Source organism: Streptomyces sp. NPDC059499, assembly GCF_042749285.1.
In the GTDB taxonomy this organism is placed as follows: Bacteria; Actinomycetota; Actinomycetes; order Streptomycetales; family Streptomycetaceae; genus Streptomyces.
Genome location: NZ_JBHYTT010000011.1, coordinates 165,683 through 183,190, shown reverse-complemented (window position 1 = coordinate 183,190; position 17,508 = coordinate 165,683). Strand labels below are relative to the sequence as shown.

At 71.1% G+C, this 17,508-nt stretch carries 17 protein-coding genes and 2 tRNA genes; 7 read left to right on the top strand and 12 right to left on the bottom strand.

Features of this window, described 5'->3' with window-relative positions; all coding sequences use genetic code 11:
* Nucleotides 1-73: 73 nt before the first annotated feature.
* From ACFW9O_RS24690 to ACFW9O_RS24660, 7 genes are all read right to left on the bottom strand, one after another.
* Complete coding sequence (locus tag ACFW9O_RS24690) at nt 74-1,066, bottom strand: hypothetical protein (RefSeq protein WP_329207556.1); 993 nt, start codon at nt 1,064-1,066, stop codon at nt 74-76.
* 91 nt (nt 1,067-1,157) lie between these two features.
* Nucleotides 1,158-2,411, bottom strand: a complete 1,254-nt coding sequence (locus ACFW9O_RS24685; protein WP_384612343.1) for an HD-GYP domain-containing protein — start codon at nt 2,409-2,411, stop codon at nt 1,158-1,160.
* 5 nt (nt 2,412-2,416) lie between these two features.
* The gene (locus ACFW9O_RS24680; RefSeq protein ID WP_384612165.1) at nt 2,417-3,805 is read right to left on the bottom strand and encodes an HD-GYP domain-containing protein; all 1,389 of its coding nucleotides are present in this window, start codon (nt 3,803-3,805) and stop codon (nt 2,417-2,419) included.
* Nucleotides 3,806-3,963: 158 nt separating this feature from the next.
* The gene (gene rsrA, locus ACFW9O_RS24675; protein WP_351180059.1) at nt 3,964-4,281 is read right to left on the bottom strand and encodes a mycothiol system anti-sigma-R factor; all 318 of its coding nucleotides are present in this window, start codon (nt 4,279-4,281) and stop codon (nt 3,964-3,966) included.
* Nucleotides 4,278-4,934, bottom strand: coding sequence for a sigma-70 family RNA polymerase sigma factor (locus tag ACFW9O_RS24670; protein WP_329215066.1), 657 nt, complete (start codon nt 4,932-4,934; stop codon nt 4,278-4,280). The genes rsrA and ACFW9O_RS24670 overlap by 4 nt, the downstream gene beginning before the upstream one ends.
* Nucleotides 4,935-5,237: 303 nt before the next feature.
* Nucleotides 5,238-5,888: an alpha/beta family hydrolase gene (locus ACFW9O_RS24665; protein WP_384612164.1), complete on the bottom strand. Its 651-nt coding sequence runs from the start codon at nt 5,886-5,888 to the stop codon at nt 5,238-5,240.
* Between the two features lie 18 nt (nt 5,889-5,906).
* A complete protein-coding gene (locus ACFW9O_RS24660; protein WP_384612162.1) occupies nt 5,907-6,722 on the bottom strand; it encodes an SOS response-associated peptidase in 816 nt (271 codons plus the stop codon).
* A 65-nt stretch (nt 6,723-6,787) separates the two neighbouring features.
* Here ACFW9O_RS24660 and ACFW9O_RS24655 point away from each other — a divergent pair, with 65 nt between their 5' ends.
* The 4 genes from ACFW9O_RS24655 (at nt 6,788) to ACFW9O_RS24640 (ending at nt 10,438) form a co-directional block, all read left to right on the top strand.
* Entirely contained in the window at nt 6,788-7,501 is a 714-nt protein-coding gene (locus ACFW9O_RS24655) for a M50 family metallopeptidase (protein ID WP_384612160.1), read from the top strand.
* A gap of 103 nt (nt 7,502-7,604) precedes the next feature.
* Nucleotides 7,605-8,984, top strand: coding sequence for a 3-phosphoshikimate 1-carboxyvinyltransferase (gene aroA, locus ACFW9O_RS24650; RefSeq protein WP_384612159.1), 1,380 nt, complete (start codon nt 7,605-7,607; stop codon nt 8,982-8,984).
* A 4-nt stretch (nt 8,985-8,988) separates the two neighbouring features.
* Entirely contained in the window at nt 8,989-10,005 is a 1,017-nt protein-coding gene (rsgA, locus tag ACFW9O_RS24645; protein WP_384612157.1) for a ribosome small subunit-dependent GTPase A, read from the top strand.
* Nucleotides 10,006-10,114: 109 nt separating this feature from the next.
* On the top strand, nt 10,115-10,438 hold the full coding sequence (locus tag ACFW9O_RS24640) for a DMT family transporter (protein ID WP_384612156.1): 324 nt from the start codon (nt 10,115-10,117) through the stop codon (nt 10,436-10,438).
* A 34-nt stretch (nt 10,439-10,472) separates the two neighbouring features.
* Here ACFW9O_RS24640 and ACFW9O_RS24635 read toward each other — a convergent pair whose 3' ends face one another.
* Nucleotides 10,473-11,087 carry a TetR/AcrR family transcriptional regulator gene (locus tag ACFW9O_RS24635; protein ID WP_384612155.1) on the bottom strand — a complete coding sequence of 205 codons (615 nt, stop codon included), beginning with the start codon at nt 11,085-11,087 and terminating at the stop codon, nt 10,473-10,475.
* Between the two features lie 144 nt (nt 11,088-11,231).
* Here ACFW9O_RS24635 and hisN point away from each other — a divergent pair, with 144 nt between their 5' ends.
* Both hisN and ACFW9O_RS24625 read left to right on the top strand, forming a co-directional pair.
* Nucleotides 11,232-12,032 (top strand): histidinol-phosphatase, encoded by an 801-nt coding sequence (hisN, locus tag ACFW9O_RS24630; protein WP_329207573.1) that lies wholly within the window; start codon nt 11,232-11,234, stop codon nt 12,030-12,032.
* 229 nt (nt 12,033-12,261) lie between these two features.
* On the top strand, nt 12,262-12,663 hold the full coding sequence (locus ACFW9O_RS24625) for a CBS domain-containing protein (RefSeq protein ID WP_351180041.1): 402 nt from the start codon (nt 12,262-12,264) through the stop codon (nt 12,661-12,663).
* 157 nt (nt 12,664-12,820) lie between these two features.
* On the opposite strand, the gene ACFW9O_RS24620 is transcribed toward ACFW9O_RS24625, so the two are convergent.
* Entirely contained in the window at nt 12,821-14,272 is a 1,452-nt protein-coding gene (locus ACFW9O_RS24620) for a catalase (protein ID WP_384612341.1), read from the bottom strand.
* A gap of 161 nt (nt 14,273-14,433) precedes the next feature.
* Between ACFW9O_RS24620 and ACFW9O_RS24615 the strand changes: the two genes are divergently transcribed.
* Nucleotides 14,434-14,853 carry a Fur family transcriptional regulator gene (locus tag ACFW9O_RS24615; protein WP_351180038.1) on the top strand — a complete coding sequence of 140 codons (420 nt, stop codon included), beginning with the start codon at nt 14,434-14,436 and terminating at the stop codon, nt 14,851-14,853.
* A gap of 182 nt (nt 14,854-15,035) precedes the next feature.
* Here the strand turns inward: ACFW9O_RS24615 and ACFW9O_RS24610 are convergent.
* From ACFW9O_RS24610 to ACFW9O_RS24600, 3 genes are all read right to left on the bottom strand, one after another.
* A tRNA-Met gene (locus ACFW9O_RS24610) sits at nt 15,036-15,109 on the bottom strand.
* An 82-nt stretch (nt 15,110-15,191) separates the two neighbouring features.
* Complete coding sequence (locus ACFW9O_RS24605) at nt 15,192-17,183, bottom strand: tetratricopeptide repeat protein (RefSeq protein ID WP_384612152.1); 1,992 nt, start codon at nt 17,181-17,183, stop codon at nt 15,192-15,194.
* 225 nt (nt 17,184-17,408) lie between these two features.
* Nucleotides 17,409-17,482, bottom strand: a tRNA-Met gene (locus ACFW9O_RS24600).
* Between the last annotated feature and the right edge of the window lie 26 nt (nt 17,483-17,508).

Here is a 17,508-nt window from a genome sequence, read left to right as displayed (position 1 = left end):
TACGCCTTCCTGCAAACCTGAAACCAGTGAGAACCGCACCGGAATCGGTGCCCGTACAGCCTACGGGCACCGGTCAGCAGACTTCTTCCAGATCGCGCCACTCACGGCTGTCCGGACTGTCCGCGACCCAGCTGTCCAGCAGCCCGCGCACGAGCCCGGCCGGCGCCGCTATGCCGCATTCACGCTCCGGAACCCAGAGGTCGCCCGCCGTGCGGTGGCCCAGCGGGCCCGGGTGGCCCGGTTCGCTGTGGTCGTGCGGGTCCAGGTGCTCCCCGTCGCCCTCGTCGCTCTCCATCGGGCTCTCGGAACAGGCCCGGCACAGGAGCCGTACGGAGGACGACCAGTCCTCCGCCGCGAAACCGGCATCGGAGGCGAGCTGCTCCAGCGCGTCCCGGTCGGCCTCCTCGGCGGCTTCCAGGAGCACCACCCACGTGGGTACGGGAGAGGGCGCCCACAGCTCGATCTCGTCGAACACGGGGTAGGACGGGCCTGCCGCCGTGATCCGCTCGCCGTTCGGCACCCCGTCGTGCAGGACGACCTCGCCCCAGCGCCGGCCGGAGGACGGCAGCGGGATCGACAGCACTTCCATCCGCGCGGGGTCGAGCCTGCGGCCCCAGACGACCTCGGCCTCGCCCTCGGGCGACAGCCGTACCGCCGCACTGCCCAGCTCCATGCCCGTCGGCTCACTGTTGGCCGCCGCGTTGTACTGGCCGCTGCCCGGCACCTTGAGGCCGTACGCCTGCCACGCCCGGCGTGCCAGGGGCCAGTCCTGCAGCGCGGTGGCCGCGATCCCGACGTTCCACCAGTCGGGAGCGCCGGACTCCCTGTCGAGCAGGGCCACGGCACGCAGGCCCGCCGCCCTGGCCTGTTCCCAGTCGTGCCGGAACTTGTGCAGCAGCGCCAGATTGAACCAGGACTCCGAGAGCCAGGGCTCCAGATCCGCCGCGCGCGTCAGCAGCGCCCCCGCGTCCTCGTACCGGCCGTCGCCGATCAGCGTGAACGCGCGGTCCGTGGCCTGCCGCCAAGAGGCGGATGGCCGATGCCGTACCTTCCCGAAGATCCTCACGATTCCCGCCTGTCCCGACTGGGCACCCTCGTTTTCCGCTCTCCTTCGCATCCAACCATGCCCGGCCGGACGCTCGCTCATTACCCATGGGTTACCCAGACCGGAGCGGGGTCAGACCGCCTCGTGCCAGGACTCTGGCCAGCGCTTCGACCACCTGCGGCTGGTAGTCACGGCCGGTGCCGAGCCTGAGCTGCTCCAGCGCCCCCAGGGGACCACTGACGCCTTCCCCGCACAGGTCGTCGTACGCATTGACCGTACGGACGATCCTGGCCGCGATCGGCTGATCCCGGTACGGATCGGCCTGCTGCTCCACGACCACCGCCACCTCGGTGTCCACCCCGGTCTGCCTGACCACGGCGCCGCCGAGCAGCGCGATCCGGCGCTGCTCGGCGGGCGGCAGCCCGGCGGTCGCGCCGTCGGGCACCGGATCGACGAGCGAGAGCTGGCCGATGTCGTGCATCAGCGCCGCGTACTCCAGGACGGTCAGCCCGGGGCCGGCCAGGCCGAGCTCCCTCCCGACGGCGGTGGAGAGCTCGGCGACCCTGCGGGCATGGCCGTGCTGGGTGTAGCCGGCGATCTCCGTGGACCTGGCCAGCGAGGTGATCGTCTGGAGGTAGGTCGTGCGGACGGCGGCGTACCGGCGGAAGGACACCTGGGTGAGCAGCAGCGGGACGCACAGGACTGGCAGCGCCCAGAGCCCGCCGACGGCGACGCCGAGCGCCATGACGGCACCGGTCGCGCAGACGGCCGAGCCGATGCCGCTGAGGGCTCGGAGCTCCTCACGGAGAAGGGGGCCGAACGGGTACCGGGTGCGGGAGTGCAGCAGCAGGGCGGCGAGGACGGCGTCGCACAGGGCGGTGAGGACCAGCAGCAGAAGCAGGAAGAGCGCGAAGTACGGTCCTTCACCGAACCAGAGCGAGGTGCGCCCCGAGTTGAAGAGCGGCTGGAAACACACCGCGGCGAAGGCGACGGCCAGGATGCGGCGGGCCACCCGGTCGGGTCCCGGTCCACTGCCCCGCGCCAGCTGGGGCACCGAGGCGAGCAGCTGCGCCGCGGCGACGACGGTGATCACCTGGAGGGCGCCGTGCGCGCTGGGTTCCCCGGCACTCCGCCCGAGCAGCGCGTACGCGAGCGCTCCGGCCGCCCCGAGCGGCGCGGGCTCCCGCTCGCCCGGCAGGGCGCCCCAGCGGGCCAGCTCGCCCACGGTGACGAGGACTCCGAAGGCGAGCGCGTGCCCGGGTTCGACGACACCGTTCCACAGGGTGTGGCCGAGCGCGACGACGGCGAGGGCGAGCGCGGCGCCGCGGACGGCGAGGACGGCGGGGGGCGGAGAAGGTCGGCCGATCGGACTCACCGGAGCCGTCCGTGCCGGTCCGCGGTGCCCGCGGCGGACGACGGCTTCCCCGAACGCTGGCGGGGCACACCGAACGTCTCCTCGTCCGAGGTGACCGCGTCGGCCGCCGAGGCCCAGCCGTGCCGGTCCAGGGCCTTCGCGAGCGCCCGCACCATCCGCGGGTCGAACTGGCTGCCCGCGCAGCGCTCCAGCTCCTCCACGGCCGCCGGGACGGGGCGTCCACGCCGGTAGGAGCGGGTCGAGGTCATCGCGTCGAAGGCGTCGGCGACGGCCACGACCCGGGCGAACTCGGGGATCTTGTCACCGGTGAGGCCGTACGGATAGCCGCTGCCGTCGAGCCGTTCGTGGTGGTGGAGGATCGCGGCACGCGCCTCGTCGAGGAAGCCGATGCCCCGGACGATCTCGTGCCCGTACTCCGGATGCAGCTCGATGACCCGGCGCTCCTCGGGAGTCAGCGGACCGTCCTTGCGCAGCACCCGTGTCGGAACGCCCAGCTTGCCGACATCGTGCAGGATCCCGGCGAAGCGGAGCGCCTCCATGCGCTCCTCCTCCATGCCGAGCTCACGGGCGATCAGCTCGGAGGCCCGCCCCACCCGCTCACTGTGCCCGCGGGTGTACGTGTCCTTGATGTCGACGGCCTGGACCAGCGCGCGGATGGTGGCGCGGTGGGCGGCGTGCTGGCGGTGGTACTGGGCGAACACCCAACAGGAGATGTACATCGGCAGCAGGACGACGAGCGCGGACACCGGCCCGTACGAGCTGCGCCAGAGGACGGCCATCATCAGCCCGGCCGGCGCGTGCACCAGATGCGGCCCCAGTGAGCGCGCCGGCAGCCCGCGCCAGGCGTGCCGCAGCGGCACGCGCTCGGCCGCGGCGAGGATGCCCCCGTCCAGGGCGGCCAGGACGAGGCTGAAGACGAGCGCCGAGGCACAGGCGGGAAACAGGGCGTGCGGGAGGTCCGGCACCGCACCGCCGCCGGGGCCACCGAGCGTGACCGGCCCCCCGAGCGCGGTGTGGACCGACGAGGCCGCCCACACGGCGAGGGAGAGCTGTGCGGCCCGCCAGACGCGGCGGGCGGTCGCCGGCGGCTGTTCGACCCGGCCTGCCAGCGCCCCGGGTATCGCGACCATGACGGCGGCGGCGGGAGGCAGCAGGAAGGCGGCGGCGAACAGCAGGGGGAAGAACGACCCGGCGGTGACCGGGACGGAACTGCCGAAGAAGGGGCAGCGCCCGGGCAGCTCACAGCCCAGGTAGAGCGCCGTGAGGAGGGCGAGAGTGCCCCAGGGGGTGGCCGCCCCGGGGGACAGCGCCGGCAGGGCGCAGATGACGGAGCAGATCAGCGCGGCCAGAATGTACGCGCGCGCCGCCCCCGGTGTGCTCCTCACCCGTACCGCCCGCCCCCAGCCTGGTCAATGAATGCGCCAGGCTAGCGAGTTGGGCGTACGCAGGTGCCCCGATGGGGGCGATTAGCACATTCGGGTGACACTGCCGGGGTTCGGGCGCTCGGCAAGGGGTGCGTGACGGCGGAGCCGGACGGCAGCCGTCACTCGGCGGTGGCGGGCCGTTCCACGCCGCCCATCGCGACATCCTGCTCCGGGACGGCCTGTCCCGAACGGATCAGGTCGATCCGTCCCATCACCTTCGAGCGCAGATCGGTCGGGACGTCGTCCTGACCGCAGCAGCGCTTCACCAGCTTCTTCACGGCCTGCTCCAGGCCGTACTTCTCGAGGCACGGGGAGCACTCCTCGAAGTGCACCTCGAACTTGGTGCAGTCGCCCTCGGGCATCTCATGGTCGAGGAACTCATAGAGATGATCGAGAACCTCTGAGCAATCCGTCTCGTGCGGCTCTCCGCAGCTCATGAGGTCGAGCCTTTCCTGTCGTCCGACTCCCCGGCACCGGCCGGGACGAGCCCGCGCTCACGCGCGTAGTCCTCCAGCATGCCGCGCAGCTGACGGCGTCCCCGGTGCAGGCGGGACATCACCGTACCGATGGGGGTCCCCATGATGTCCGCGATCTCCTTGTACGCAAAGCCCTCTACGTCGGCGAGATACACGGCGATGCGGAACTCTTCGGGGATCGACTGCAGCGCGGACTTCACATCGGAGTCCGGCAGGTGGTCCAGCGCCTGGGACTCCGCCGAGCGCAGACCGGTCGACATGTGCGACTCGGCACGTGCCAGCTGCCAGTCCTCGATCTCCTCGGCGGCACTCCGCTGGGGTTCGCGCTGCTTCTTGCGGTACGAGTTGATGAATGTGTTCGTGAGGATGCGGTACATCCACGCCTTGAGGTTCGTGCCCTCACGGAACTGGTGGAAGGAGCCGTACGCCTTGGCGTACGTCTCCTGGACCAGGTCCTCGGCATCGGCGGGGTTGCGCGTCATGCGCAGCGCGGCCGAGTACATCTGGTCGAGAAATCCGAGGGCGTCCCGCTCGAAGCGCGCGTTGCGCTCGGCGGTCGTCTCCTCCGCACGGCCGTCGTCGGTCCCTGTGTCGGTCCCAGTGACCGGACCCACCTCCTCCAACGATGTGGCGGAACCGAAACCGGACCCGCTCGCATCGGAGAATAGTCGACCTTGCTTCGACGCGGGCTGTCGATCCGGTCCGCTCACGGCGCGCTCGGGAGTGGTCTTGGCCGCGTGCAGGACCGTCCACTCCAGATCAGCTGTGTTCGAGCGGCGCGGGCAGATGGTCGAACCCATGCGACGGACTCCCTCTCCACGTAGGACTTTCTTGTACCGACGTCCCGAACAACAGCGGCCTCGCACGCCGCATTCCCGGGGCCCCGCCGGTGCGGGGAGGCGGTCGGAGACAGATGGCTAGGGAAGTCCGTCCAGCCACTCGGCCGCCGCGCCGGTGAGGAGCTCCATGGCCTGATCCTGGGTCAGGGGGGCCTTCTTGGGTACGGCGAATCCGTGGTCCCCGTACGGCACCTCGACGATCGCGTGCGCCCCCGGAGGGAACTCCTCGGGTCGTCCGAACGGGTCGCGCCCGCCCTGCACGACCAGGACGGGCACGCCCGTCCCCAGCAGCTCGTCCTTGCGGGACTTCTCCGGTCTGCCCGGCGGGTGCAGCGGAAAGCTCAGCGCGAGCACCGCGTGGGCACCGAGCTCCGTCGCCGTACGGCAGGCCACCCGGGCCCCCGCGCTGCGCCCCCCGGCGACGACGGGCAGCCCCGGGGTGGTCAGCGCGGGCCACAGTCCGCGCCAGCCCGTGTCCAGGGTCCGGGGAGCGGGCGCGAGCTTCTTCCCCGCCACCCGCCAGGGCTGCTCCACCAGGGCGACGCTCACCCGGTGGGCCGGGAGCACGGCGGCGAGTGCCTGGAGGTCGCGGGCCTCGATGCCGCCGCCCGCTCCGTGGCTCACGGCGAGCACCAGCCGGGCCTTCTCGGCGGGCCGCCAGGTGATCCTGGCCACTCCGGCTTCCGTATCGACCGTCTGGGTCCACTGCGCTGTCTCTGCACGGGTCACGGGCCCCATCCTGACGGGTCAGAAGAGCGTGCTCACCTCCGGCGCGGCCAGCTCCTCCAGCAGTTCCGGGCCGTTGTTGCGGACGTTGCTGACCGCGGTGGCCACCGGGTAGGCACGCATGAGACCTCCGGGCGGCGGTGCCAGCAGGGCCTTCAGCTCCTCGATGCCGGTGCGCGCCGGGTCGAGCCAGTCGTCCCAGCGGTCGGGGGTGAGCATCAGGGGCATCCGGGGGTGGATGTCGGCGAGCGCGGCGGGCCCCTCGGCGGGGGCCACGGCCAGCGGGGACGTCTCCGCCTCCGTCGTGATCACGGAGCAGGTCACCCACCAGGACTGCGGATGGTCGTCGGGCAGGGTCCGGTCCCGCCAGAACTCGTACAGACCCGCCATCGCGAAGACCGCGCCGTCCGCCGGTGTGACGAAGTAGGGCTGCTTACGGGGGCGCTTCCGCTTCCCCGTCTCCTCCAGCTGCCGCTCGTCGGCGCCGGTGACCCACTCGTAGTAGCCGTCCGCGGGAAGGATGCAGCGCCTCGACACGAAGGGGCGGCGGAAGGAGGGCTTCTCGTGGACGGTCTCCGCGCGGGCGTTGATCATGCGGGCGCCGCCTTCGGGCGACTTCGACCAGGACGGTACGAGGCCCCACTTCAGGGTGCGCAGCTGGCGAACCGGACGCTGGTCCTCTGCGTCCTTCACAGGGCGCTCCAGAACCGCGTAGACCTCTTTGGTCGGCGCGACGTTCCAGTCCGGCTCCAGGGTTTCGGTGGGTTCCCACTTCTCGACCCCGAAGAGCCCGGTCAGGTCCTCGGGCCGCCGACTCGCTGCATACCGTCCGCACATAGGTGCCAGACTGCCACGACCGTCATGTCGAGTGGACGCCAATACCTCAAGGAGCCGCCCGCACCATGGACAGCACCGAACTGGGCGATCTGTGGGATCGCGTCTTCGGCACCCAGCCCGCGCCCGAGCAGTGGCTCGTGGTCGTGACGGCCACGGTGGCGCTCATCGCCGTCGTGCCGAACCTCATATGGCGGCTCTCCCGGAACGCGATCACCATCGCGCACGAGGGCGGCCACGGACTGGTGGCGCTGCTCACCGGCCGGCAGCTCTCCGGAATCCGGCTGCACTCCGACACCAGCGGGCTGACCGTCAGCCGCGGCAAGCCGACCGGCGCCGGCATGATCCTCACGGCGGCGGCCGGGTACACCGCACCTCCGCTGCTGGGGCTGGGCGGTGCCTGGCTGCTCACCAACGGCCGGATCACCCTGCTCCTGTGGCTCGCGACCGCGCTGCTCGCGGTGATGCTGGTGATGATCCGCAATCTGTACGGGGCGCTCACCGTCATCCTCACGGGTGCGGCCTTCCTGCTGGTGTCCTGGCTGACGTCGGCCGCCGTCCAGTCGGCGTTCGCGTACACCGTGGTCTGGTTCCTCCTGCTCGGCGGAGTGCGCCCGGCGTTCGAGCTGCAGTCCAAGCGGCGGCACGGCGGTGCGCCGGACTCCGACGCCGACCAGCTCTCCAGGCTGACGCACGCACCGGCCGCGATGTGGCTCCTCCTCTTCCACGCGGTCTCGCTCTGCTCACTGATCGGCGGCGGACGCTGGCTGCTCGGACTGTGACGGCACGGAGCGCCCCGCCGTGTGTACCACCCTTGCGTTACATCACTATTTCGTCCCATTTGATCTGGATCTGGGTTTGCGATGTGCCACTAAAGTGAGAGCCATGACCGAAAGTTCCGTGCACCCCGCCCTCTGGCCCGCCCCGCTTGCCGGCGGAGCCGTCGACGCGACCGTCACCGTGCCGGGATCGAAATCGGTCACCAACCGCGCCCTCGTCCTCGCCTCCCTCTCCTCCGAGCCGGGCTGGCTGCGCCGCCCACTCCGCTCCCGGGACACCCTTCTGATGGCACAGGCGCTCCGTGTGATGGGCGTCGGCATCGAGGAGGGCGTCGGCCCGGACGGTTCGGGTGAGGCGTGGCGGGTCATTCCGGCAGGCCTGCACGGCCCGGCCACGGTCGACGTCGGCAACGCGGGAACGGTCATGCGCTTCCTGCCGCCCGTGGCCTGCCTGGCGGACGGCCCGGTCCACTTCGACGGCGACCCCCGTTCCTACGAGCGTCCCCTGAACGGCGTGATCGACGCCCTGCGGGTGCTGGGCGCCCGGATCGACGACGACGGGCGCGGGGCACTGCCGCTGACCGTCCACGGCGCGGGCGCGCTGGACGGCGGCCCGGTGGCCATCGACGCCTCCGCGTCCTCCCAGTTCGTCTCCGCCCTGCTGCTGTCGGCGCCCCGCTTCAACCAGGGGGTGGAAGTGCGCCACACGGGTTCGACCCTGCCCTCCATGCCGCACATCCGGATGACCGTCGACATGCTGCGAGCGGTCGGCGCCCAGGTCGACGAGCCGGAGACGGGGGGCGAACCCGACGTCTGGCGGGTCTCCCCCTCCGCGCTGCTGGGCCGCGACCTGACCGTCGAGCCGGACCTGTCCAACGCACAGCCGTTCCTCGCGGCCGCTCTGGTCACCGGCGGCCGGGTCACGGTCCCCGACTGGCCGCGGCGCACCACCCAGCCGGGTGACGCGCTGCGCGAGATCTTCACCGCGATGGGCGGCAGCTGCGAACTGACGGAGCGCGGTCTCACCTTCACAGGATCGGGCCGCGTCCACGGCATCGACATCGACCTGAGCGAGGTCGGCGAACTCACCCCGGGCATCGCCGCCCTCGCCGCCCTCGCCGACTCCCCCTCCACGCTGAGCGGCGTCGCCCATCTGCGGCTGCACGAGACGGACCGGCTGGCCGCTCTGACGAAGGAGATCAACGGCCTGGGCGGTGACGTCACCGAGACCGCGGACGGACTGCGGATCCGGCCGCGCCCGCTGCACGGCGGCACCTTCCACACGTACGACGACCACCGGATGGCGACGGCGGGCGCGGTCATCGGCCTCGCTGTCGCGGGGGTGGAGGTCGAGAACGTCGGCACGACGGCGAAGACGCTGCCGGACTTCCCCGAGATGTGGGCCGGCATGCTCGGTGACCCCTCCGGAACGGTCGGCGTCTCGCCGGGAGCACTCGGGGTATCCCCGGGAAGGCGCGGGGTCTGAGGACATGCGCCGCTACGGGAAGAACCCGGACGAGGACGACATCCGCGTCCGCCCCAACCGCAAGGGCAACCGGCCTCGCACACACACCCGTCCGAAGCACGAGGACGCCCAGGACGGCATGGTCCTCACCGTCGACCGCGGCCGGCTCACCTGCCTCGTCGACGGCCGCACCGTGATGGCGATGAAGGCCCGCGAGCTGGGCCGCAAGGCCGCCGTCGTGGGGGACATGGTCTCCATCGTCGGCGATCTCTCCGGCGACAAGGACACCCTGGCCCGCATCGTCCGCATCGGCGAGCGCCGCTCGGTTCTGCGCCGTACGGCGGACGACGACGATCCGTACGAACGGGTTGTCGTCGCCAACGCCGATCAACTGGCCATCGTCACCGCGCTCGCCGACCCGGAACCCCGCCCGCGCATGATCGACCGCTGTCTGGTGGCGGCGTACGACGGGGGGCTCACCCCGCTCCTCGTCCTGACGAAGTCCGACCTGGCGTCACCGGACAAGCTCCTGGAGGCGTACACCCCGCTGGGTGTCCCGTACATCGTGACCAGCCGCGAGGAACTGGAGAACGGTGACGCGGCCGAGCGGGTGCGGGAGCTGCTCGACGACCGGGTGACCGCTTTCGTCGGGCACTCCGGAGTCGGCAAGACGACCCTGGTCAACGCCCTGGTGCCGAAGGACCGGCGGCGTACGACCGGTGTGGTCAACGCCGTCACGGGCCGCGGCAGGCACACCACCACGTCGGCGCTCGCGCTGCCGCTGCCGGACGACCGCGGCTGGGTGGTCGACACCCCGGGGGTCCGTTCGTTCGGGCTGCACCACGTCGACCCGTCCCGGGTCATCAACGCGTTCCCCGATCTGCAGCCGGGTACGGAGAACTGCCCGCGCGGCTGCACCCACGACGACCGGGAGCCCGAATGCGCCCTGGACGCCTGGGTCTCGGAGGGGCACGCGGATCCCGCACGGCTCGACTCCCTGCGGCGGCTGCTCTCGACCCGGGAGCGGCGCGAGGGGGACTGAGGGACGGCGGCCCGCACGACTCGCGCACGTTTGCGAGCTCCCACAACTGGTAAGTGCATAATCGCGTCAAGCGAGACGAAGCAGTCACCTACGTGGGAGGCACCTGACGATGGCGTGGTTGCTGGTCGTGGTCGCAGGACTGCTGGAGACCGGCTTCGCCGTGTGTCTGAAGCTCTCGCACGGCTTCACCCGGCTGTGGCCGACGGTCGCGTTCTGCGTGTTCGCGCTCGGAAGCTTCGGTCTGCTGACGCTGTCCCTCAAGAAGCTCGACGTCGGCCCCGCCTACGCGGTGTGGACGGGCATCGGCGCGGCAGGCACCGCGATCTACGGGATGGTCTTCCTCGACGACGTGGTCTCCACGCTCAAGCTCATCTCGATCTCGCTGGTGATCGTCGGTGTGATCGGCCTGCAGCTGTCGGGCTCCTCGACCTGACCTTCCGCACACCCTCTACGCCGCCCCGCGGGTTTCAGTGTGCCGGTTGCCGCGCCAGGGCCTCGCGCACCAGCGTCACCGCGTCCGCCCCGACCGGGGACGGTTCGGGGACCGCCGGGACCATCGCGTAGGAGAGGGCAAGGCGGAGCGCGATCTCGCAGGTCAGCGCCAGTTCCGCGGCGTCCTGCGGAGAGTTCTGGAGCGCGGCCACGGCCCGGTCCCGGACGAGCGCGAGCAGCTCCGTGGGCGTCGGCAGTGCGGCATCGGCCCGGCGTTGCGCGGGCACGACCGACGACGACGGCCCGGTAGCCACGGGCCGGGGTAACCGGTCCCCCCAGAATCCCGTGAGCAGGGCCTTGACCAGGTCGTTCGCCCGGGCGGCGCGCACCGTCCAGAGGGCGAGCTCCGCCGGTCCCGCTCCTGCGGTCCCGTGCGCGCGCAGGGCCCGTTCCGCCCCGGCCAGATAGCCGTCGGCCGCGCGCCGGATCAGGGCGCGGGCCAGACCGTCCTTGCTGCCGAACTCGTTGTAGAGGGTCTGCCGGGAAACCCCGGCGGCGGATGCCACGTCGATCATGCGCACCGCCGTCCACGGCAGCCTGGAGAGTGCCGACAGTGCCGCGTCCAGCAGGGCTTCTCGCGCTGCGGGCATCGTTGCCTCCCACGCCCGGGGATCTGCGATTCAGGGTTGACGCGCTCCCCCGCACTGTCAAGGGGCCGCGCACCGGCTTCCCGTCGGCCCTCTCGCGCACGGGGCCGTGTAGCCCGCACGGGTGCCTGTGGATACTGTGACGGCATGCCCGACTACCACGATGATCTGCGCCTCGCCCACGTGCTGGCGGATGCCGCCGACGCGACGACGATGGACCGGTTCAAGGCTCTGGACCTCAAGGTCGAGACGAAGCCGGACATGACGCCGGTGAGCGAGGCCGACAAGGCCGCCGAAGAGCTGATCCGCGGCCACCTCCATCGGGCCCGCCCACGCGACGCGATTCTGGGCGAGGAGTACGGCATCGAGGGAACCGGTCCGCGCCGCTGGGTGATCGACCCGATCGACGGCACGAAGAACTACGTACGCGGGGTGCCGGTCTGGGCGACGCTGATCTCGCTGATGGAAGCGGGTGAGGACGGCTTCCAGCCGGTGGTCGGCGTGGTGTCCGCGCCCGCGCTGAACCGGCGCTGGTGGGCGGCGAAGGGCGCCGGAGCGTTCTCCGGCCGCAGTCTGACCTCCGCGACGCGGCTGCACGTGTCGAAGGTGGAGCGCATCGCGGACGCGTCGCTCGCCTACTCCTCGCTGACCGGGTGGGAGGAGCAGGGCCGGCTCGACGGCTTCCTGGATCTGACCCGGGCCTGCTGGCGCACCCGCGGGTACGGGGACTTCTGGCCCTACATGATGGTCGCCGAGGGCTCGGTCGACATCTGCGCGGAGCCGGAGCTCTCGCTCTGGGACATGGCGGCGAACGCGATCATCGTCCAGGAGGCGGGCGGGCAGTTCACCAGCCTGGACGGGGTCCCCGGTCCGGGCGGCGGCAACGCGGCGGCCTCGAACGGGACGCTCCACCACGAACTTCTGGGTTATCTGAACCAGCGCTACTGACCGGGCGGGACCGGCCTCCCGAGGCCGGTCCACCGCCTGAGCAGCCATACCGGGAGCCCGAGCGGGCGCACCGGAACGACGAGGGGCGTGCCGCACCACCGCACGCCCCTCGAAGGGTCTTCGCCACCCCTTGTTGCCGCCCCCCATCAGTGCGACTCTGAAAGTCCCCCTACTTGTGAACTTGTGAATCGGCTCACGTAGTCGCTTCACGAAGGAGGTGGCTCCTTTCATGCTCGTCCGTGACGCCATGAGCACGGTGGTTCTCACCATCGGCCCGACCCACACCCTCCGCCAGGCCGCCCGGCTGATGTCGGTACGCCGCGTCGGAGCAGCCGTCGTCCATGACCCGGACACCTGCGGATTCGGCATCCTCACCGAACGCGACATCCTCAACGCGGTCGGATCGGGCCAGAACCCCGATGTCGAGACCGCCTCGAGCCACACCACCACCGATGTGGTCTTCGCCGCCCCTGTCTGGACCCTGGAGGAGGCGGCCGAGGCCATGACGCACGGCGGCTTCCGGCATCTGATCGTGCTGGACGGCGACGGACCGGTCGGCATCGTGTCGGTGCGCGACATCATCCGCTGCTGGGCGCCGGCCGGGCGTCCTCCGGTGGAGCTGGTCGGCTGAGCGATCGGCGACGACCGGCCGGCCCGCGCACGGGGTACGTCCGGTCGCGCGGCGCGGCCGTCGCCCGGTGGCTCTCGCGGCGTCATGACCCGCACATACGGAGGTGCGGGGTGGGGCGGCGGATCCGCTGCCCCACCCCGCACTCGTTTCCGTCGGCTCAGCCCCGCAGTGCCTGGACCGCAGCTTCCAGCCGCTTGCCGAAGTCACCGTCGGCCTGGCGGAAGTTGTTGATCGCGCGCTCGGCGATGTCGTCGCGCGAGACCTTCGAGATGAACCCGGCGAGGTTCTCGATCAGCCGGTCCTTCTCGTCCTCGGAGAAGAGCCGGTAGAGGTTTCCGGCCTGGACGAAGTCGTTGTCCTCGGCGTGGCCCGGGGCCTCGTGGCTGCCTGTGCCGCCGGTGACGGGAACGGGCTCCCACAGCGGCCTGCCGGTCTGGACCGGGCCGCCGAAGCTGTTCGGCTCGTAGTTCTTGGTGCCCTTGTGGCGGCCGTCGTACAGATAGCCGTCACGGCTGTTGGTACGCGCCTCGGTGGCGTGCGGGCGGTTCACCGGCAGGTGGTCGGCATTGATGCCGACGCGGTAGCGGTGGGCGTCGCCGTACGCGAAGAGGCGGCCCTGGAGCATCTTGTCCGGGGACGGTCCGATGCCGGGCACGAAGTGCGCGGGGCTGAAGATGGACTGCTCGACCTCGGCGAAGATGTTCTCCGGATTGCGGTTGAGCTCGAGCTTGCCGATCTCGACCGGCGGGTAGTCCTCGTGCGGCCACACCTTGGTCAGGTCGAAGGGGTTGAAGCGGTAGTTCGCCGCCTCGGCCGCCGGCATGATCTGCACCTGCACCGTCCAGGACGGGAATTCGCCGCGCTCGATGGACTCGCGCAGGTCGCGCTGGTGACTGTCCGGGTCAACTCCCGAGAGGCGGTTGGCCTCGTCGGTGGTGAGGTTCTTGATGCCCTGGTCGGTCTTGAAGTGGTACTTGACCCAGAAGACCTCGCCGGCCTCGTTGTTCCACTGGTACGTGTGCGATCCGTACCCGTTCATGTGGCGCAGCGTGGCCGGGATGCCGCGGTCGCCGAACAGCCAGGTCACCTGGTGCGTGGACTCCGGCGAAAGACCCCAGAAGTCCCAGACGTTGTCCGCCTCCTGCGAGCCGGTGTACGGGTCGCGCTTCTGGGTGTGGATGAAGTCGGGGAACTTGATGGCGTCCTTGATGAAGAACACCGGGGTGTTGTTGCCGACGAGGTCGTAATTGCCCTCCTCGGTGTAGAACTTCAGCGCGAAGCCGCGGGGGTCACGCACCGCGTCGGCGGAACCGAGGTTGCCCGCGACGGTGGAGAAGCGCAGGAACGTCTCGGTCTGCTTGCCGACCTCGGAGAGGAACTTCGCCCGCGTCCACTGCGAGACATCACGGGTCAGCGTGAACGTGCCGTACGCACCTGCGCCACGGGCGTGCACTATGCGCTCCGGGATGCGCTCACGGTTGAAGTGGGCGAGCTTCTCCAGCAGCGCCTGGTCCTGCACGAGCACGGGTCCGCCCGGGCCGGCCGTCTCGCTGTTCTGGTTGTCGGCAACCGGCGCGCCGGCCTCCGTGGTGAGCGGTCCCTGCGTCACGTGCGCCTCCTGCGTCATGTCCTGCACAGTCGTCATTCCTGCACAGCCTGTCCCTTGGCCAATGCCGCTCCCGATCCTACAATGGACACTGTCTAAGTCAAACAAGCATCCAAAGTCACACCCATTCGGGACTCAGTTCACCCACTGTTAGGCTGGACCCCATGAGTGACCTCCTGGAACGACTTCGTGGACGCGGCTGGCGCATGACGGCGCAGCGGCGTGTCGTGGCCGAGGTCCTTGACGGGGACCACGTACACCTGACGGCGGACGAGGTGCACGCGAGGGCTGTCGGCCGGCTGCCGGAGATCTCCCGCGCCACCGTGTACAACACGCTGGGCGAGATGGTGTCCCTCGGGGAGGTCCTCGAGGTGTCGACCGACCACCGGGCCAAGCGGTACGACCCGAATGCCCATCGCCCCCACCACCACCTGGTGTGCGCCCGGTGCGGAGCCATCCGGGACGTGCACCCGTCGGGAGATCCGCTGGCCGACCTGCCGGCCGCCGAGCGCTTCGGATTCACCGTCTCCGACGTCGAGGTGACCTACCGGGGCATCTGCCCGAACTGCGCCGCCACGGCCTGAGCCGGGACCGGTCCCGCCCCCTGGGTGCGGGACCTTGCCGCGCACGCGGTCCCGCCCGGCACAGGACCTTGCCGCGCACGCGGTCCCGCCCGGCACAGGACCTTGCCCTGCCCTGCCCTGCGCTCGACCGGACATACGACTGAGGCCCGGATCCTTTTCAGGATCCGGGCCTCAGTCTTCAGTAGCGGGGACAGGATTTGAACCTGCGACCTCTGGGTTATGAGCCCAGCGAGCTACCGAGCTGCTCCACCCCGCGTCGTTGTGAGTGCAACATTACGGTACCCCGCCGACCAGCGCAAATCCCTTCCGCGGGCCCCTGCGCCCCCGGGAGCACATGGTTACGCGGTGAGCTCCTGGTGGAGCGCTTCCAGCAACCGGGCGGCCCGCTCGGCCACCTCCGCCGGTCCGAGCTCGACGGCACGGGCACACCAGCGCTGCCCCTCCGTGAGCTCACCGCGGCGGGCGGCGAGCAGCGCGAGGCGCAGGGCGGCCCGGCCATGACCGTCGTTCGCGGCGCGACCCCACCACAGGGCCGCTTCGCGCTCGCTGCCCTCACGGGCGAGGAGCAGGCCGAGGTTGAAGGCCCCGTTGCGGCTGCCCGACTCGGCCGCCTCGCGGTACCAGCGAGCGGCACTCTCCATGTCGCCGCGGGCCGCGGCGAGCATCCCGGCCCTGACCTGGGCACGGCGGTGCCCCTGCTCGGCCGCGCGCTCGTACCACTCCTCGCACTCGGTCTTCTCCGGCATCGGCTCGCCCAGTCCGGGCGGTCCGGGCGGCGGCTGGCGCAGATCGAGCACGCCGGCCAGCCGGAACGCCGCCTCGGCGCTGCCGCCACCGGCGGCGCAGCGAAGATGGCGCTCCGCCTCCCGCTCCTCACCGTCGCGCAGCAGCGCCATGCCGACCTGCAGCGCGGCATCGGTGTGCCCCGCCGCGGCCGCCCGCTGGTACCAGCTCAGCGCCGTGCGGTCCTCGTCGCGTCCGGCGTGCAGGATGCCGAGGTTGAACGCCGCGTCCACACTGCCCGCCTCGGCCGCCTTGGAGAACCACGGCTCGGCGCCGGTGCCGTCGCCCGCCTGGAGCAGCAGCACGGCCAGCGCGTTGGCGGCCTCGCGGTGTCCCGCGTAGGCGGCACGGCGGTACCACTGCTCGGCCTGGGGAGTACGGTCCTGGGCCGCGCAGAGCAGACCGAGGTTGTACGCGCCGTTGACGTCGCCCGCGTCCATCGCGGCGCGGTACCAGCGCTCGGCGGTCTGCTGCTCGCCGCGGGCCGCGTGGAGTGCTCCCAGGGCGTTGGCGGCGTTGCCGTCGCCGTCCTGGGCGGCGCGCAGCCACCACACGGCCGCGCTCTCCTCGTCGCCCGCGTCGCGCAGCAGGAAACCGAGGGCGCAGGCAGCGCGGGGCTCACCGTCCTTGGCCGCGGTGAGGTACCAGCGGCCCGCCTCCTTGAGCTCACCGCGCTGCTCCAGGATGGCTCCGAGGTGCAGGGCGGCACGGCGGTGACCGCGCGCGGCAGCCTGCCGGTACCACTGCTCGGCCTCGCCCACCCGGCCGGTCGCCGGACCCGCGACGGGGCCGTCGCCCTTCCCGGTCGCCGCACGGCCGTCCAGGACGCTCGGCGCGCCCGCTCCGGCGTTCCGCCCCATGCCGAAGGCGTCCTGCGGCTCCTCGACGGCGTTGCGTTCCAGGGTGCGTGCCAGGCGGTACGCGGCCTCCCGGTGGCCCTGTTCGGCGGCAGCCCGCAGCCAGCGCTCGGCTCCCACGTCGCTGCGGTGCTCGAGCAGGTCGGCCAGGGCGTAGGCGCCCAGTGCGTGCCCCTGTTCGGCGGACTGGCGCAGCCAGTACTCGGCCCCGGGCTCGTCGCCGCACTCCCGGAAGTGGCGCCCGAGGGCGTGCGCGGCGGCGGCGGACCCGGCGACGGCGGCGATGCGCCACCACCCGGCGGCCTCGTCCGCGTACCCGCGCTGGTGGAGGAGGACACCCAGGTTGTTGGCTGCGGCCCGGTCGCCCTCGGCGGTGGCGGCACGCAGATAGGACTCGGCGCCGTCGAGGTCGCCGCGGCGCAGCAGGAGCGCGCCGAGGACGCTCATCGACGCGGCGTCGCCGGCCTCCGCCGCACGACGGTGTCGTGCCTCGGTCTCGGCATGGTCCGTGGTATCTGTGGTGTCCGTGGCGTAGGCGGCGTCCTCGGCGGAGGTGTCGTCAGCGGTGTCGGCGGCCTCGGCGAGGGCAGCGGCAAATACCGCATCCGCCACGTTTTCCGTCTTCCGAACGTGTCGCTGCACAAACCGCCCTGTCTCCAACAGAGTTGCCCTGTCCCCCATAAATACCATCGTCGCACCACCTGCAACCCGCGTACACCTGGTATACCGCGGCCAGTGAGGTCACTTCAGCGTTTTGTCGACATGCCCACAGAGAGACAAGTCAAACACGTTCAAGCTCAACTCGTGCTCTGCGAACCGCACTTCACACCGACAACTTGAAAAAGTGGCCGAGGCGACAATCGACGGCATGACTGAGGCCCGGATCCTTTTCAGGATCCGGGCCTCAGTCTTCAGTAGCGGGGACAGGATTTGAACCTGCGACCTCTGGGTTATGAGCCCAGCGAGCTACCGAGCTGCTCCACCCCGCGTCGTTGTGTTCAAACCGTACCACGAC

Bases quoted from the DNA above. Each gene is read 5' to 3' on its own strand.
- rsrA (WP_351180059.1), bottom strand. From the start codon at position 4,281: ATGAGCTGCGGAGAGCCGCACGAGACGGATTGCTCAGAGGTTCTCGAT.
- ACFW9O_RS24660 (WP_384612162.1), bottom strand. From the start codon at position 6,722: ATGTGCGGACGGTATGCAGCGAGTCGGCGGCCCGAGGACCTGACCGGG.
- ACFW9O_RS24655 (WP_384612160.1), top strand. From the start codon at position 6,788: ATGGACAGCACCGAACTGGGCGATCTGTGGGATCGCGTCTTCGGCACC.
- aroA (WP_384612159.1), top strand. From the start codon at position 7,605: ATGACCGAAAGTTCCGTGCACCCCGCCCTCTGGCCCGCCCCGCTTGCC.
- rsgA (WP_384612157.1), top strand. From the start codon at position 8,989: ATGCGCCGCTACGGGAAGAACCCGGACGAGGACGACATCCGCGTCCGC.
- ACFW9O_RS24640 (WP_384612156.1), top strand. From the start codon at position 10,115: ATGGCGTGGTTGCTGGTCGTGGTCGCAGGACTGCTGGAGACCGGCTTC.
- ACFW9O_RS24635 (WP_384612155.1), bottom strand. From the start codon at position 11,087: ATGCCCGCAGCGCGAGAAGCCCTGCTGGACGCGGCACTGTCGGCACTC.
- hisN (WP_329207573.1), top strand. From the start codon at position 11,232: ATGCCCGACTACCACGATGATCTGCGCCTCGCCCACGTGCTGGCGGAT.
- ACFW9O_RS24625 (WP_351180041.1), top strand. From the start codon at position 12,262: ATGCTCGTCCGTGACGCCATGAGCACGGTGGTTCTCACCATCGGCCCG.
- ACFW9O_RS24615 (WP_351180038.1), top strand. From the start codon at position 14,434: ATGAGTGACCTCCTGGAACGACTTCGTGGACGCGGCTGGCGCATGACG.
- ACFW9O_RS24605 (WP_384612152.1), bottom strand. From the start codon at position 17,183: ATGGTATTTATGGGGGACAGGGCAACTCTGTTGGAGACAGGGCGGTTT.